15 protein-coding genes are annotated in these 16700 nt (G+C 52.7%); 12 read left to right on the top strand and 3 right to left on the bottom strand.

Annotated elements, in window-relative coordinates; genetic code table 11:
* The first annotated feature begins 79 nt into the window (after positions 1-79).
* The 12 genes from rbfA to PMYSY11_RS17740 all read left to right on the top strand — a co-directional run bounded on the left by rbfA (position 80) and on the right by PMYSY11_RS17740 (position 12829).
* A complete protein-coding gene (rbfA, locus tag PMYSY11_RS17795; RefSeq protein ID WP_069897974.1) occupies positions 80-481 on the top strand; it encodes a 30S ribosome-binding factor RbfA in 402 nt (133 codons plus the stop codon).
* 4 nt (positions 482-485) lie between these two features.
* A complete protein-coding gene (gene truB / locus PMYSY11_RS17790) occupies positions 486-1403 on the top strand; it encodes a tRNA pseudouridine(55) synthase TruB (protein ID WP_150547611.1) in 918 nt (305 codons plus the stop codon).
* Positions 1404-1719: 316 nt separating this feature from the next.
* Positions 1720-1989, top strand: coding sequence for a 30S ribosomal protein S15 (gene rpsO, locus PMYSY11_RS17785; protein ID WP_069897972.1), 270 nt, complete (start codon positions 1720-1722; stop codon positions 1987-1989).
* A gap of 265 nt (positions 1990-2254) precedes the next feature.
* A complete protein-coding gene (pnp, locus tag PMYSY11_RS17780; RefSeq protein ID WP_150547610.1) occupies positions 2255-4360 on the top strand; it encodes a polyribonucleotide nucleotidyltransferase in 2106 nt (701 codons plus the stop codon).
* Between the two features lie 521 nt (positions 4361-4881).
* A complete protein-coding gene (locus PMYSY11_RS17775; protein WP_150547609.1) occupies positions 4882-5400 on the top strand; it encodes a GspH/FimT family pseudopilin in 519 nt (172 codons plus the stop codon).
* 66 nt (positions 5401-5466) lie between these two features.
* Positions 5467-6300: a type IV pilus modification protein PilV gene (gene pilV / locus PMYSY11_RS21935; protein ID WP_239655501.1), complete on the top strand. Its 834-nt coding sequence runs from the start codon at positions 5467-5469 to the stop codon at positions 6298-6300.
* Positions 6297-7283 carry a PilW family protein gene (locus PMYSY11_RS17765; RefSeq protein ID WP_150547608.1) on the top strand — a complete coding sequence of 329 codons (987 nt, stop codon included), beginning with the start codon at positions 6297-6299 and terminating at the stop codon, positions 7281-7283. Before pilV ends, PMYSY11_RS17765 begins: the two co-directional genes overlap by 4 nt.
* Positions 7280-7771, top strand: coding sequence for a pilus assembly PilX family protein (locus PMYSY11_RS17760; RefSeq protein ID WP_150547607.1), 492 nt, complete (start codon positions 7280-7282; stop codon positions 7769-7771). Before PMYSY11_RS17765 ends, PMYSY11_RS17760 begins: the two co-directional genes overlap by 4 nt.
* A complete protein-coding gene (locus PMYSY11_RS21930; RefSeq protein WP_239655500.1) occupies positions 7761-11459 on the top strand; it encodes a pilus assembly protein in 3699 nt (1232 codons plus the stop codon). The genes PMYSY11_RS17760 and PMYSY11_RS21930 overlap by 11 nt, the downstream gene beginning before the upstream one ends.
* Positions 11456-11914 carry a type IV pilin protein gene (locus tag PMYSY11_RS17750; RefSeq protein WP_338051124.1) on the top strand — a complete coding sequence of 153 codons (459 nt, stop codon included), beginning with the start codon at positions 11456-11458 and terminating at the stop codon, positions 11912-11914. Before PMYSY11_RS21930 ends, PMYSY11_RS17750 begins: the two co-directional genes overlap by 4 nt.
* Positions 11915-12211: 297 nt before the next feature.
* A complete protein-coding gene (locus PMYSY11_RS17745) occupies positions 12212-12580 on the top strand; it encodes a BON domain-containing protein (RefSeq protein ID WP_069897968.1) in 369 nt (122 codons plus the stop codon).
* Positions 12581-12631: 51 nt separating this feature from the next.
* A complete protein-coding gene (locus tag PMYSY11_RS17740; RefSeq protein WP_069897967.1) occupies positions 12632-12829 on the top strand; it encodes a CsbD family protein in 198 nt (65 codons plus the stop codon).
* A gap of 66 nt (positions 12830-12895) precedes the next feature.
* On the opposite strand, the gene PMYSY11_RS17735 is transcribed toward PMYSY11_RS17740, so the two are convergent.
* From PMYSY11_RS17735 to PMYSY11_RS17725, 3 genes are read right to left on the bottom strand one after another with little or no spacing between them, the layout of a single operon-like run.
* Positions 12896-13207: a DUF2845 domain-containing protein gene (locus PMYSY11_RS17735; RefSeq protein ID WP_069897966.1), complete on the bottom strand. Its 312-nt coding sequence runs from the start codon at positions 13205-13207 to the stop codon at positions 12896-12898.
* 18 nt (positions 13208-13225) lie between these two features.
* Positions 13226-13519, bottom strand: coding sequence for a DUF2845 domain-containing protein (locus tag PMYSY11_RS17730; protein WP_476705410.1), 294 nt, complete (start codon positions 13517-13519; stop codon positions 13226-13228).
* Positions 13520-13521: 2 nt separating this feature from the next.
* On the bottom strand, positions 13522-16626 hold the full coding sequence (locus PMYSY11_RS17725) for a DUF748 domain-containing protein (RefSeq protein ID WP_150547606.1): 3105 nt from the start codon (positions 16624-16626) through the stop codon (positions 13522-13524).
* Positions 16627-16700 lie beyond the last annotated feature (74 nt).

Raw genomic sequence — 16700 nt, 5'->3', positions numbered from 1 at the left:
CTGCTTAAGCACGGCCGGGCGTTTGCCGCTTCTGAGTCCGATGCTTTTTCAGGCATTGAGACCGTAAAAGGTAGTAAAAATGGCCAAAGAATATAGCCGTGCCCAGCGTATCGGCGACCAGATGCAGCGCGAGCTGGCGCAGTTGATTCTCCGCGAAGTCAAAGATCCTCGCGTCAGTGGTCTGGTCACAGTTACCGCTGTTGAAGTCAGCCGTGACGCCAGCCACGCCAAAGTGTTTATCACGATCATGGGTTCAGAGATTGACGATGAGAGCATCCGTCAGAGCGTAAAAGTGCTCAACGATGCCAGCGGCTTTCTGCGCATGCAGCTGGGCAAGGCAATGAAGCTTCGCAGCGTGCCGAACCTGCGCTTCCATTATGACGAGAGCGTTATTCGCGGTGCGCAATTGTCTGCATTGATCGAGCGCGCCGTAACTGAAGATCGTCAGCATGACGACGAAGCAACCGACGCCAAGGAGTAAGCACGTGGCCCAGGTTAAGCGTATTCGTCGCAAAGTAGACGGCATCATTCTGCTGGATAAGCCGAAGGGCTTCAGCTCCAATGCCGCCTTGCAGAAAGTCCGCTGGTTGCTGAATGCTGAAAAAGCCGGTCACACCGGCAGTCTCGACCCTTTGGCGACTGGCGTGTTGCCGCTGTGCTTTGGCGAAGCCACCAAGTTTTCGCAATACCTGCTCGATGCCGATAAAGGCTACGAGACACTGATGCAGTTGGGTGTTACGACAACCACGGCTGACGCTGAAGGTGAAGTGATCGAGCGTAAGCCGGTAACGGTAAACGGCAGCGATATTGAGGCTGTATTGCCGCAGTTTCGTGGCGACATCAGCCAGATCCCACCGATGTATTCGGCGCTCAAGCGTGACGGCCAGCCGCTTTACAAGCTGGCGCGTGCGGGTGAAGTTGTCGAGCGTGAGCCGCGTGCAGTGAATATTGCGCGTTTGGAGTTGCTTGGCTGCGAAGGCGAAGTGGCACGTTTGGCTGTCGAGTGCAGCAAAGGTACTTACATCCGCACACTGGTCGAAGATATCGGTCACTTGCTGGGTTGCGGCGCACACGTTGCAGAACTGCGCAGAACCAAGGCTGGTCCTTTCGACTTGACCCAAACCGTCAGCCTTGAAGAGCTTGAAGCTGTTCACGCTGAAGGTGGTAACGAGGCGGTTGATCGCTTCCTGCACCCGGTTGATAGCGGTCTGGAACATTGGCCTTTGCTGCAGTTCTCCGAGCACAGTTCGTTCTACTGGCTGCAAGGCCAGCCGGTACGCGCACCGGAAGCGCCGAAGTTCGGCATGGTTCGGGTGCAGGATCATAACGGTCGTTTCATCGGTATCGGTGAAGTCGGCGAAGACGGCCGCATTGCGCCCCGTCGCTTGATTCGCTCAGAGTGAATAATTCGTAGTAGAATATCCGGCTGAATGAGTGCTTCGGTGCTCAGGTAGCTTCAAAGCAAGATTTAAGTGCCGCTCAGAGCGTCGCGAGCGAAGGCAGAGCAAGGCAAAAAGCCTCGAAGGAGCGGAGTTCACTCATGTGAATGAGCATCTTGAGAGACTTTTCAACGCAGCTATGCCGAGTGCAGCAGCTATAAGGGGTACTTAACAAGAGGGTGGCTGTTAGTAGGCACGGTCATACCTCATTTTAAAACATGGGAAGCAGTTCCCAGCCTATTGCGACCGTTTACGGTTGCTTAATTGAGAGGAAGCCACCATGGCACTCAGCGCAGTAGAAAAAGCCCAAATCGTAACTGACTACCAACAAGCTGCTGGCGATACTGGTAGCCCAGAAGTGCAAGTTGCACTGCTGTCCGCCAACATCAACAAGCTGCAAGGCCACTTCAAGGCCAACGGTAAAGATCACCACTCGCGTCGTGGTCTGATCCGTATGGTTAACCAGCGTCGTAAGCTGCTGGACTACCTGAAGGGTAAAGATGTTAGCCGTTACAGCGCCCTGATCGGTCGCCTGGGTCTGCGTCGCTAAGCAATGCTTGCACGTAGCTGAAGCTGAAGCTGGAAGTGGGTTTATCCCACTTCCAGCTTTTTGCGTTTAAGCTACCCGTGTTTTGGACAGTGCCGGGCCGAATCCCGCAGCTGCCCACGAAAAGTTTGACGCTGTTGCTGCAGTCGAATCTGCATTCAACAGCCGCTACATGGAACCGCCTCATCACGCCGAAATGCCAAGCGCAGGCGTTTTGCAGAGCGTTCCAAAAGGTTTCCCCAAGGGCAATATAGAAAAGGAAAACACCGTGAACCCGGTAATTAAGAAGTTTCAATTCGGTCAGTCGACCGTAACTCTCGAGACGGGCCGTATCGCTCGTCAAGCGTCTGGCTCTGTGCTGGTTACCGTCGATGACGACGTTGCCGTTCTGGTTGCTGTAACTGGCGCCAAAACTGCTGACCCAAGCAAAGGCTTTTTCCCGCTGTCAGTTCACTATCAGGAAAAAACCTACGCAGCCGGTAAAATCCCAGGCGGTTTCTTCAAGCGTGAAGCACGTCCTTCCGAGAAAGAAACCCTGACTTCGCGTCTGATCGACCGTCCGATCCGTCCGCTGTTCCCAGAAGGCTTCCAGAACGAAGTGCAGGTTATCTGCACCGTGATCTCCACCAGCAAGAAGACAGATCCGGACATCGCTGCGATGATCGGTACTTCGGCTGCTCTGGCTATTTCGGGTATTCCGTTCAATGGCCCAATCGGCGCCGCTCGCGTAGCGTTCCACCCAGAAACAGGCTACCTGCTGAACCCTAACTACGAGCAGCTTCAGGCTTCGAGCCTGGACATGGTTGTAGCCGGTACCAAAGACGCCGTGCTGATGGTTGAATCGGAAGCTAAAGAGCTGACCGAAGACCAGATGCTGGGCGCAGTACTGTTCGCTCACGACGAATTCCAGGCTGTGATCGACGCTGTTGCCGAACTGGCTGCAGAAGCTGCCAAGCCGACTTGGGACTGGCAGCCAAAGGCTGAGAACGTTGAGCTGCTGAACGCTATCCGTAGCGAGTTTGGCGCGGCAATCTCACAGGCTTACACCATTACCGTTAAGCACGAGCGTTATGCGCGCTTGGGCGAGCTGCGCAACGAAGTCGTTGCCAAGTTCTCGGGTGAAGAAGGCCAGCCGACTGCCGGCGAAGTTAAAGAAGTCTTCGGCGAAATCGAATACCGCACCGTGCGCGAGAACATCGTTAACGGCCAGCCGCGTATCGACGGTCGTGACACTCGTACTGTCCGTGGCCTGAACATCGAAGTGGGTGTTCTCGACAAGACTCACGGTTCTGCGCTGTTCACCCGTGGTGAAACTCAGGCGTTGGTTGTTGCCACGCTGGGTACTGCCCGTGACGCACAGCTGCTCGACACCCTTGAAGGCGAGCGTAAAGACCCGTTCATGCTGCACTACAACTTCCCTCCGTACTCGGTAGGTGAGTGTGGTCGTATGGGCGCTACTGGTCGTCGCGAAATCGGTCACGGTCGTTTGGCGCGTCGTTCTATCGCGGCCATGCTGCCAGCGGCTGATGAGTTCCCGTACACCATTCGTGTGGTATCGGAAATCACTGAATCCAACGGTTCAAGCTCGATGGCCTCGGTTTGCGGTGCATCGCTGGCTCTGATGGACGCTGGTGTGCCGATGAAGGCGCCGGTTGCCGGTATCGCCATGGGTCTGGTTAAGGAAGGCGAGAAGTTCGCAGTTCTGACCGACATCCTGGGTGATGAAGATCACCTCGGCGACATGGACTTCAAAGTAGCGGGTACTGCTAAAGGTGTTACCGCGCTGCAGATGGACATCAAGATCCAGGGCATCACCGAAGAAATCATGGAAATCGCGCTGGGCCAGGCCCTTGAAGCGCGCCTGAACATTCTCGGCCAGATGAACCAGGTTATCGCCGAGTCGCGTACAGAGTTGTCGGCTAACGCCCCAACCATGATCGCGATGAAGATCGATCAGGACAAGATCCGTGACGTGATCGGTAAAGGCGGCGCGACAATCCGTGCAATCTGTGAAGAAACCAAAGCTTCGATCGACATCGAAGACGACGGTAGCATCAAGATCTTCGGCGAAACTAAAGATGCAGCAGAAGCCGCTAAGCAGCGCGTTCTGGGCATCACTGCAGAAGCTGAAATCGGCAAGATCTACGTCGGTAAAGTTGAGCGTATTGTTGACTTCGGTGCCTTCGTAAACATCCTGCCGGGCAAAGACGGTCTGGTGCACATCTCTATGCTGAGCGATGCTCGCGTTGAGAAAGTGACCGACATTCTCAAAGAAGGTCAGGAAGTTGAAGTACTGGTACTGGACGTGGACAACCGCGGTCGTATCAAGCTGTCGATCAAAGACGTTGCCGCTGCTAAAGCGTCAGGCGTTTAATCGCAGACTGCTGTATGAGTGCTTGATTGAAAACAGCCTTTACTGAGGCATTTGCACACCTCAGGTAAATAGCTGTAGTCACCAGCACTGGAAATCCGATGCCCTAACAGGCATCGGATTTTTTTTGGCTTTCGAAAAGTGGTCCTGGCGTTTTAGCTGGTAGATCAGATCGCCAAGGCTTGTGTGTTGTGAGGGTGAATTAGTGTGCGCCCGGCGCACGCAGATGCCGACTTTGCCCTGCCTGGTACAGCTCAATGACTGCGGCGAAGGCGATAGGGAATAACCCTGATCTAGGCAATAACGCTTGCGCCGCAGGTCGGGCTCGGCCGGGTTCTGTTTTCAAATATCACCTGCGCCTGATCTTTCGGTCTGTGCGGTAGGCAGCTCTCAGTGTTATCAAATAGTTAGCTTTGAATAAATAGCAATAGATGTGCGCTGCACTGCAGTTTCGCACTCTATATAGCCAGGTTTGAGTCGCATGCGTAAGGAATTACTGCAACCCGAAAATAAAAGGTAGACACGTGAAGATCCAACTGCAGGCAGCATTCAGTTTGATCGAGTTGCTGACAACTATTTTAGTGCTTGCGATTTTGGTAAGTATAGCGGCGCCCAGTATGAGTGAGTGGGTACAGCGCGAACGTAATAACAGCCATATGAACGAATTATTAAGCGGGATTCGATTTGCTCGCGCCAGTGCAATTACCCGTAATGGCACAGTAAGTGTTTGTGCTGGTGTGGTGGTGTGCGCAGATAAGTCAGATTGGAAGTCCAACGTTATGGTATTTGCTGATGGCAATAATAACGGTGAGATGGATGAAGGGGATGAATTGTTGCGCATGTTTAGCATTTCACATCTGTATCACTGGAATTGGAGCAACTTCAGAGGAAAAGCCTATTTAAGTTTCAAGCCTAACGGTATGACGCACAGCATGAATGGAACCTTCACTTTGTGTGATGGAAGTAAAGAGGTTAGCCGAGCTGTGATTAATACCGCGGGTAGGCTCAGGGTCGAAAGCACCGCTGCAGCCAACCCGTGTTGATAACGACAAAGGATAAAGTCGTTATGAATTGATTGCCGACTTTCAATATAAGAATGTGAATGAGTCATGGACGATAAATTGTTAATAAAACGACAACGCATCTTTGCACTTGGGCATGTGCATGCAGCGTCTCATGGCGCTTTGCTCTCTGCGCTGTCGAACATAATTTCATACCTGCTTGGTAGTCTTGGCCTGCTTTTCAAACTGCTCTTCGATTGCTCAATAACCGCCGAATGCAGCCCACCTCAGCGCGCAAAGATGGGCCGCAATGATCGGGTTGCGCTTGCTGATGAGCTTGGTGGGATGAGCGGCCTAAACAGCTGCGCAGTGACGACAGCAGGCGCTATACCGCCGAACAACCCCAGCTTCTCTGTAACGTGCGAAAGTCATCAGCCGTCCGGAAGCCTCGACAGTGATGGGCGCAGATTCGGTAAAAGGCCTCTTCTGGCGAAAAGCAACATGCAGCGGGGTGTGAGTTTGATCGAGGTACTGATCACGCTGCTGGTGTTGTCGGTTGGGTTAATCGGCTTGGCCGGGCTGCAAATGGTCAGCATTCAAGCCAATAAGAGCGCGTATTACCGCTCTCAAGCCACCTTGCTTGCTTACGACATGGCCGACCGCATGCGCGCAAATCAGGTGCAAGCGAACACCGATGTTTACTTCCTCAATTTTCCGGCTTCATCAACAGCGCATGAGGTCTCAGGCAACCAGGCGAATAAAGACCTCAGTGAATGGCTTAATGCCTTGGCGCAGACCTTGCCTGATGGAACTGCAGCGATAAGTCGCGATGAGCGACTACTCAGCATATCAATTCGTTGGAACGACAACCGTGGGCGGGTTAAGGCCAGATCTGACACCCAGCCATACACCGAAACATTCGTTTATCGAACTGAAATATGAGCCATTCAGTGATTTCCCGGCAGTATGGGCTTTCGCTCGTCGAGCTGATGGTAAGCATGGTCATCGCCCTGATTCTTATGCTGGGTGTGATGCAAGTATTTCTAAGTACCAAGCAGACGTATTCGACTAACAGTTCATTGTCCCGGATTCAGGAGAGCGGTCGATTTTCAATCGGCTTTCTTGCTGAGGCTATCAGGGGGCTGGGTTTCACCGGATTGTGTTTTAAGCGTGATTCTAACCACCTAACCGCGAGTCAAGCCACCAGCCTGGAATTGGATCAGCCACTTCAGGGCTGGGATGATGTTGAGCGTAAACCTGACCACCTAAATGGCACGCCTATCAAGGGAACTGACGTTCTTCTGGTCAAATATGCTGAGGGCTCAAGCAGTCTTGAGGCTGCCTTAAGCAACACAGCGGCGAGTGATTCCGTGCGCTTGCTTGAGCCTTCTGCAATCGATTATGGCGCCGTTGCACTGATTACAGATGGCCTGGGTTGTGACTTGTTCTTGAATGCAGCAACAACAAGCGACAAGGCAGTCTCAAAGCATGATGCCTCAAAACCTTGGAGTCGCGCTTACTCCGAAGAGGTGGACGTTCTCGGCGTCCACCATGCCACGTATTACATACGTAAGAATATGAGTGGTAACTCTTCACTTTTCAGACAGCGATTGAGCCCTCAAAAATCGCTGGGTGAGTTGAAGTGGACAACTGAAGAGTTGATCGAAAATATTCAGGATATGCAAATTAGTTACGGCTTATCGGGAGACGATAAGCAAGTGACTCGCTATGTCACTGCTGATCAAGTACCTGATTGGCAGCGTGTAGTTTCTGTGCATGTCGAAATTCTAGTTGTCAGTCCGCAGTTAAATGCTGTCACTGAAAATCAAACAATAAAATTTAACGGTGTGGTGTTGGAAATCCCCAGCCGAAAATTAGCTGAGGTTTTTTCTAATACTGTAAGCATCAGGAATCGCCTGCCATGAAAACCCTGCAACAGGTTGAGTTTAATGTCCGCCAGCGTGGAGCGGTCCTTATTGTTGCGCTCATTATGCTATTGATATTGACCGTAATTGCAGTATCAAGCATGCAGGGCACATCGCTGCAAGAAACCATGGCCGGCAGTGCGCGTGATAAAAACCTGGCTTTTCAAGCATCTGAAGCTGCGTTGCGTGAGGGCGAGCGTGCAGCGATTGGTCAGTTTCTAACTGCTGATATAAACGATCTCAGGGATGAGCCGATTACGGGATTTTATGAGGGCTTTCCAGGTGTTGCTCAGCCTCCGGAGTATAAGGTCATTTTAGTTGATGTTGTCGACTATAACACTAAAGCCGGCGAGCCGAAGGTTGCGGACGGCGCCCTAACGCGGATTGAGTCAACCGGTTTTGGAAAAAGTATAGCGGTTGATAACACGCCTGTTTCTCAAGTTGAATTAGTATCTACTTTTATAGTTGAGTTTAAAGATGGAGAGTGAAATCGAACGGATTCGAAGCTTAGTCATTATCATTGCTGCTGTATCACATAGTCGCCGTTCGGTTTTGGGGGTATTGTGTTGTTCTTTATTTTTAAATCCAGCTATTGCTCAGGTCGCTCAGACGCCGCTCATTCTAGGTAGCAATACAGTACCTGGAAATCTTGCTTTGGTGCCATCGGTTGAATTTCCGACAGCTATCAGTGTCGCCAATATAGCCGATAAATTTGTAGAGAGTAATGACTATGTCGGTTATTTTGACAGCGACAAGTGTTATCAATATATTCGGCAAGATTTCAGGCATATCTACTTTGGGTTGATAACGGGGGCAGAGGGAGGAGGATACTTTACGCCCGTAAATCGGGGCCGCTCATGTGCTGGCAAATGGAGTGGTAATTATCTCAACTGGGCAACCACGCAAACCATTGACCCCTTCAGAAAGGCTTTGACGGGTGGTTATCGATCTGTGGATACAGTTCAACAAACCATTCTGGAGAAAGCTACGCGTGATGGACGTAAGTCTCAGTTTAAAAATCGCACCGTTACAGGAAAACAGGTAATCAGTCGCATTTCACCTTATGGATCTAGCTCGATTCGTAGTTCCGTGTTTTCTGCTAACCCCAAGGCAAGTGCGCGTGCTAAGCACTATCAGCGCAATAAGACTTTGGCAATCAAGAGTGGGGATCAAACACACTACTATTCCGTTCGAGTTGAGGTGTGCAAAAACGCATCGCTGCTGGAAGATAATTGTGTGCGTTATGGTAATCATTGGAAGCCGGAAGGTTTAATGCAACGGTATGCGGCTGATATTCGCTTTAGTGCGTTTAGCTACCTTAATATTGATGGCGATAAGCGCAATGGTGGTGTCCTTCGTTCCCAGCAGGCCTATGTTGGCCCTTTAATGCGTGAACCTGGCACGTCAGGGTTCATTAGTAACCCGGATGTGGAATGGGATTCGAATAGCGGTGTCATTTATGTGAACCCACTCCATGCAAACGTGGGCAATAGTGGTTCCATTAATTATATAAATAAATTTGGTGAGTTGACTAATCAGCATAAGTCTAGTGATCCGGTTAGTGAGCTCTATTACAGTGCTCTCCGCTATTTTAAGAAGCAAGGAAATATAGCTGCCTATTCTCAAACATCTGATGACATCCAGAAAGATAAGTTTCCAGTGCTTACCAATTGGAGTGATCCGATCCAATATACATGCCAGAATAATTTCATTCTAGGAATTGGAGATGTGTACACGCACGAGGATCAAGATCTACCTCATAGTGATGATCGCTTGAATGTTCGTACGTATACGCAAAAAGTGTTTGATTTGGAGGGTATTGGTAAGTCGGCTGGTGCTGAATTCACTAAATATAATAACTCAGCTTTCATTGCCGGAATGGCCTATTACGCAAACACGTCTGATATTCGATCGGATTTACCGGGTAAGCAGACTATTTCAACCTATTGGGTTGATGTGCGTGAGAATCAAAAATTGGAGCTTCGATCAAAAAACCAGTACTGGCTAGCCGCAAAATACGGTGGCTTCGACGTACCGGAGGATTTTGGTAATCCACTGTCGCGCGCTCAGCGACTGGACCCTGCTTGGTGGCGCTCCAATAATGAGCTTTTGAGTCCGAACTATTACAGGCCCGATAATTTTTATGTGGCCAGTGATGCTGCCAATATGGTCGCGGGATTAACCCGTGCTTTTGCGCAAATAGCCAACGAGGTCACGAGTACCACGACTTCACTCGCCACCAACTCGACGCGGATTTCCACCGACAACGCTATTTTTCAGTCGCGCTTCAACAGCAAAGCATGGAGCGGTGATTTACTTGCCAAGCGCATCGGCGCGGATGGCCCAGCTTCTGAAGAGCCGCTGTGGAGCGCTGCGCAAAAGTTGGATGCGATCAAGGATATTACTCAGCGCAATATCCTGACTGTCGTCCCGCCGTCCGGGACGGCTAATGTGGGTGGACGTATCGCCTATCAGGGGATCGAGTTTACCTGGGGCGCTTTAAGCCATGAGCAGCAACAACAGCTAACGCTGGATGATGAGAGCAGCGCAACTGCCAAGTTGCGGCTTGAATATCTTCGGGGCGATCGCTCACAAGAGATCACCGATAAGATTCGCAGCCGTCCTTTCCGTCAGCGCGGCAGTCGCTTAGGTGACATCGTCAACTCCGATCCCCAATACCTGCATAATCAAAACTTTGGCTACGCCAACCTTAAATGGTCGAGCGGAACGGTCGGCCAAGCTTATAAAACATTCCGGTCCAGCAATAAGTACCTGAAACGCTCCCCGCTTGTCGTCGTAGGTGCAAACGACGGAATGCTCCACGGCTTTGATGCAACGAGCGATGATAAAGGCGGTAAAACCCTCGGAGGCCGTGAGCTTTTCGCCTATGTACCTGCCAGTCTGTTTGGCAAGTTGCCAGCGTTAAGTGATCCAAATTATACGCACCGCTATTTTGTCGATGGCACGCCAAGAGTCGGCGATGTGTGGCTAGGCTCCCGTTGGGCTAGCGTTGTAGTTGGTAGTGGTGGCGCCGGCGGCAACAGTATTTTCGCCCTCGATGTTACCGACCCGGAAAATGTGGGCCCCAGCAGCGTTCTGTGGGAATTCAGCCATCCGCGTATGGGTTATAACCTAGGGCAGCCCACGCTGGTTGCCTTACCCAATGAGCGATTTGCAGTGCTGGTCACCAGTGGTTACCACGATACCGAGCCCGATACTGACGGCAAACTGTGGGTATTGGATGTTAAGGATGGGCACGTAATCCGCGAGATAAACCTGCCTACCAGCGCCAACCTGGGCACCCCTTTAGCCTCTGACACTAACCGTGACCTTGTTGCCGATCGTGCTTATGTGGCGGATACGGCTGGCAATCTCTGGCGCATCGACCTTGCGGATAAAGATCCTGCGAAATGGGGCATTGCGTCCAGTCTTGCTGATGGGCCGCTATTTGTCGCCAAAGATAAAAATGGCCAACGCCAAGCCATTACGGCGCCTTTAACGTCTGCCTTCAACCAGAAAAATCAGCACATGGTTTTCTTTGGAACCGGCAGTTTCTACCGCACAACCGACAACGAAACTCCCAGCGAGCCTGCGGTAGAGACGTTTTATGGGCTGATTGATGACGGTGAAGCCATTGAGGGTCGAAGTCGTCTTTTGCAGCAAACAATCTTTGAGGAGCAAACACTAGCGGGTGGATTGAATGTTCGGGCAATCACCGACCATGAGCTAACCACTGAGCCCGGTTGGTATATCGATCTGGTTCTGGAGGGTGGCAGTGGCAAGGGTGAACGCGTACTCGCCGAGGCGACAGTGCGCAGTCAGCAGATCATCATCACCACGATGACTCCTTCGGCAGACCCCTGTGCTTTCGGCGGCAATAGTTGGGTCATGGCTGTAAATCGTGACACTGGCTCACGATTGGACTCGGTCTATTTTGATACCAACCATGATGCGCTCTTTGATCACCAAGACATGTTCGATGTAAATGGTGAGCTCATCCCGTGGTCCGGTATTTCCTATGAAGTCGAGGGTGTAATCAAAGGGGTCACGATCACTTACGAGGATGATCAGCCAGTTTTGTATTACGTGGACTCAGATGGAAACCTGAGCAAAATCCTTGTTGCCACTGTACTGGATACTGCCCGCCAGTCTTGGCGCGAAGTGAGGCCATTATGATGCAGTCTCGATTAGCTGCCGGCCCACCGAAGCGTCTTGCGAGCAGTGGCTTTACCTTGATCGAACTGATGATCGTTGTTGCCATTATTGGAATCATCAGCGCTATCGCCTATCCCTCTTATGTCGATCATGTTCGGCGTGCCAAGCGATCCGAAGCGCACACTGCCTTGATGGAATTAGCCCAGCACATGGAGCGTTTTTACACCGCCAACGGCGGTTATCTGGACAGCAACAGCCAACCGCCAGCGCTGCCGTTTAGTTTTGCGCCCAAGGCAGGCAGCAAAATTTATGCGCTCGGTTTCGGAAAGGGCAGCCCCACCGCTAACGGGTATGTCCTGCAAGCGAGGCCGGAAGGGATGATGCGTGATGATATTTGCGGTGTGCTCACCCTGAGCCACACAGGCGTGAAAGGCCATGATGAAGGGGCGGATCTGGCAACCTGTTGGCGGCGTTGAAGGTACACACCACAGCGCCAGAGAAAGCGCTGATCAGTCGACTTTGTCGATTCACTTTAATCTGCGGCCTGTTTTGCAGCGGCTGGCTCTCAGTGTCTGCGCATTCGTGCAAGTTGCCCGATAAAAAATGATCAACCTTGCGAATCGCAAGACGTGCTCGTATTGGTGTTTTTGTAAGTTATTGTTTTATAACGATTTTATATTTTTTAAAAGCTGGCACAGCGATTGCGATAGTAATGGTGTGTCTGCAACGCGGTATCGCTTGCAGGTCTTCTTAAATAAATGGAGTTGTGAATTATGAAACAGCCAATCAATAAGTTCGTCATTGCCGCCGCTGCTGCAACCACCCTGAGCTTGTCGCTGGCGGGTTCAGCTTTCGCCGCTAGCGAGAGCGCTGTACAGCCAACCATGCTGGCAGCTAATACCAGCATGGATCAGGCTGAAGAAGTGGTTACCGATACTTGGATCACTAGCAAGGTCAAGTCGACTCTGCTGGCTGATGACACCCTGAGTGGTCTGGACATTAAAGTCGAAACCAACAAAGGCGTAGTGTCTTTGACAGGTGTTGTTGCCAACGATTCCGAGCGTGATCTGGCCGTTGCCAAGACCAAAGAGATTAAAGGTGTCACAGACGTATCTGCTGATGGCCTGAAAACAGCTGACTAAACGAATTCGTTTATTCGAGCTTCAGCCATTACTTACCTAGAGGGACTTAAGATGAACAGCGATGTTATTAAAGGCAAGTGGAAACAGTTGAATGGTCGCATCAAGGAACGTTGGGGCAACCTGACAGATGACGACGTAGATGTTGCTGAGGGTCACAGTGAGTACCTCGTAGGTAAGCTCCAAGAGCGTTATGGCTGGAGCAAGGAGAAGGCTCAGGAAGAGCTGCGTGACTTCAGCGGTAAGCTGTAGACACTTGGTAGAGAAAGCCCGGCATTTATGCCGGGCTTTTTTATGCGCGCAATTATGGTGTGAGCATCAACGCCTGCGGGCGCTTTTGACTCGCTTTAGGCGTCCGCCTTCAAAGCGCAAATAATGGTACATGCCGTTGGTTGGGCCATAGCTCCATTCTTCAACCTCCAGCTCTTGGCTATAGCCCCAGGCGTCCCGGACTTCGATGTAGCCAAGAAAATCCCGGCTGATCGGTTCACCGCACTTCTGTAGCACCTCGCTGGTGGGGTCTCCGCTTGTGACCAAGGCGCTTGAGCAGCGCATGCTGGCGGCGTGCGCATATCCGCTGAGTAATATCAGCGAGATGAGCAGGCTTGAGCACTTAATTGGTTTGCACATAGGCCGCTCGTATGGCGATTAGCGAGTTCGACGCCGTTCGATGCGCGTCAGCCGATTGCCTTCAAAGGTCAGGATGCTGTGAACGCCGTTAGTGGGGCCGTACACCCATTCCTCAATGAGCATTTCGCGGCGCTCGGAAGGGCCAAGGGTATAGCCGATTTGATCGCGGTATATTGGCCGGCCGCATTTCTCTTCAACTTCAAATGCGCGGTCACCCTCCGATACCAACTGGCTGCCGCAGCGCATTGTGTCCGCCCGGGCAGCAGTGCACAGCAGCAACAGCCCGAGGGTCACGACAGATGAGGTTTTCACGATTAGTCGCTGTCCAAGTGCAGCAGGGTTGCGACTTGATCGCCTTCAGCTTCGGCCAGGCTCACATCAATCAGGTAAACGCGTTCATCACTTAGCTTACCTTTATCCACAAGGTAGGCTTTGACGCTGGCGGCACGTTCCTGTGCAAGCTTGCGCTGCAACAGGTCGCTTTCGGTCCAGGCTTGCAGCACGCCATCGCGAAGTTTTTCAGCGCGGACATCGGAGTCGAGTTCAGCCCATTCCTTCGGCGGCTGCTTTTTCAGGCGCGCCCGATAAATACCTTCGAGCAGCGGCGCTTTGTCGTCATCCGGGACTTCCAGTTGGCTCGCTTCGGCCGGCACTTTGTCGCCCCGGCGTTGCAGTATGCGGTAGTACGTATCCTGATACTCACGTTCTAACCGCTGTTGCGCGAGGATCGGGCCGTCAATGCTCTTGGCGCTGGTGCCTTCGACTTCCAGGCGCAGATTCGGACGTTCGCCAAGGGCGCTTGCCAGGGTGTCGAGAATTTCCTGGCCGTCACCTTCAAGCTCAGCGCTGCCGGCACTAAAGGGCACGTTGCTGAGGTCGAGGTCACTGCCGCCGCTGACCAGGCCGCTGATGAATTTGAACGGTGCCTGCACGGCGCGAACCACCAGATTGCGCAGGGTTTGCCAGACGATTGGCATCACGCTGAACTGCGGGTTATTCAGGTCTCCCTGAACCGGCAAGCTCAGGGCAATCTTGCCATCGGCATCTTTAAGCAATGCAACGGCCAGGCGAATTGGCAAGTCGACAGCGCTTGGGCTGTCGACCGACTCACCGAGTTGTAATTGCTCGACCACAACGCTGTTTTCAGCATTCAATTTGCCGCGATTGATGCGGTAATGAAGGTCGAGATTGAGCCGGCCTTTGCGGATTCGGTAGCCGGCAAACTTGCCGGAGTAGGGCGTGAGAGTGGTCAGCTCGACACGCTTGAACGAGGTCGCAATGTCCAGGCTTTCAAGGGGATCAAATGGGTTCAGGCTGCCCTTGATGCTAACCGGCGCGTAGCGGTCGACTTTACCGGCAATGTTGATTGAGGCCGGTTTTGGCGCACGGCTGTTGATGGTGCCGATCTTGCCGTTGAGTTGCTGGATCGCGGTGGCGAAGTTGGGCCGCAGGCTGAAGTCGGCAAAGTTGGCCGAGCCATCCATGATATCGATTTGGCCAATGCGAATTCCCAGCGGCTTGCCGGCAGGCTCCGCCTTGGCTTTGGGGTCGGCAGGTTGTTCTATCACCAAGTCGCTGACATTGGTGGTCAGGTCTTCATTGATCACGAAGCGGGCGTAAGGCTTGCTCAGGGTGACTTTGTCGATGCTCAGGCTGTCGCCGTGCTGGTAGTTCAAACCGCTGAGGTCAACCTGCTCCCACCGGACAAAATCGCGCTCCTTGATTGTGTCCAGCGTGTGCAGCTGGGTGATTTTGGCGTTGCCGGTGATGCTCAGTTTCAGCGGGTCGACACTTGGCAGCGCAACGTCGAGATCGCTGCCCAGCATGCCGCTGCGTAGCTCTAAGCGCACAAACGGGCTGAGGTAAGCCTGCGCCACGCGCATGTCGATATTCTGCGTCGCCACCTTGAGCTTGGCGGTGGTCGGACTGATCTGTACCTGGCCTTGAGCTTGAAGCTTGCCTTCTTTGCCCAGTCCGGTGTCGAGCCTGAGATCGAATGGTGTGGTGCCCAGGCTGTTGAAGTTTTGGATGTCGACATTCAGCGGGCCCAGCTCAATCGCGACGTCCTTTTCAGGCACGCGATCCGCCAGATGAACTTGATATTCGCGCAGCTGCACATCCTTGAGCGTGACCTGCCAAGGCTTGCCGGGCTCTGCTGGCTGTGCCGGTTTGGCTGGTGCTGGAGTCGAAGCTGGCGCCTTGTTGTCGGTCTCAAGCGTGGCGGTTTTTTCAACCGTGGCCTCAGCCTTCGCAGCAGGCTTGGGTTCGTTCGTAGCCACTGCAGGTGACTGCTCGGAAGCCGGCTCTGCATCGGCTTTGGCCACATCAGGCTGAGGTGACTTGGCGGCATCTGCTGGCGGCGTCTCTTCAGCTTTACTCGGGGCCTTGCTTGCAGGCGCTTTGGCTGGCGGTGGATTGCTGGCAAACAGCTTCTGCCAGTCGAGTTCGCCATCGGCTTCTCGCGTCGCCCATGTTTCGAGCTTTTGGCTGCGAATCTTGCCAACCACAACGGTTTGCTTGGCCAGATCTACCGTGGTTTCACTGATCTCAAGGTTGGCCAGATTGACCAGCGGCCGGCCATCAGGCGCCTGAATCGCGAAGGGTGAAACCTTAACGTTGATATTGTTCAGGACCAATTCGGTGGTGTCCTGCAGATCAAGCTTGTAGTCGGTGTTGAGGTTGAGAACGCCCTGGGCTAAATCCAAGGGCACGGCATCACGAACATAGGGCCAGAAACCCTGCATTTGCGCGTCGGTGACTTTCAGTGAACCGCTGGAGCTAATCGGCACCAGGCTGGCCTGGCCTTTCCAGTCGATCCTGCCGCCATGCGGGCCAGTCGCCGTGAGGGTCATCTCGGCGTTGTCTTCAGGCAGGGTGCTGAGATTGTTCAGTTCGAAATCGAGCTTGTCGTAGACAAAGTTGATCGGCTCGCTGGGGCGCAGATCCTGAAAGTGCAGCGAGCCAGCTGCCAGTTTGATGCTGTCGATGCGCACCGGAAAAGGATCTGTAGCGGCAGGTTCTTCTGCGGGAGGCGGGCTTTCTGGCAGCTTGAACAACTGCGTCAGGTTGAGCGTGCCCTGTTTGTCGAAAGTGACTTCGGTATGCGATTTGTCCAGCTCGATACCGGCCAGGTGCGCGGCACCCGTCCACAGGCTGTCGAGCTCAAGGTCTACGTACAAGCGCTCAAACGCAACTTGCTCTTTTTCCGCCTCGCCCACATGCAGGCCCCAGAGTGTGAGCTGTAACGAATAGGGGTTGAGTTGCAGGCGATCCAGCCTTGCAGGCACTTGCGCGTAGTTGGCCAGTTGCTGGTTGATCACCCGCAAACCGACACCGGGAAGTATCAAAAAGCCCAGCAGTGTGTAGAGGCCAACCAGCACGAATAATGTTAGCGCGACGTATTTCAGTCCTTTGTACATAGCGATGCGTCATCTATCCCGCCAAAAAGTGCTTTCTAGTATGGCACGGCTACTTGCAGGCGACGCATTCTCTG

The sequence above is a fragment of the Pseudomonas marincola genome, assembly GCF_900682675.2.
Lineage (GTDB): Bacteria > Pseudomonadota > Gammaproteobacteria > Pseudomonadales > Pseudomonadaceae > Aquipseudomonas > Aquipseudomonas marincola.
Note: the sequence above shows the minus strand (reverse complement) of the source record. Positions and strands in the feature narration are given on the sequence as shown.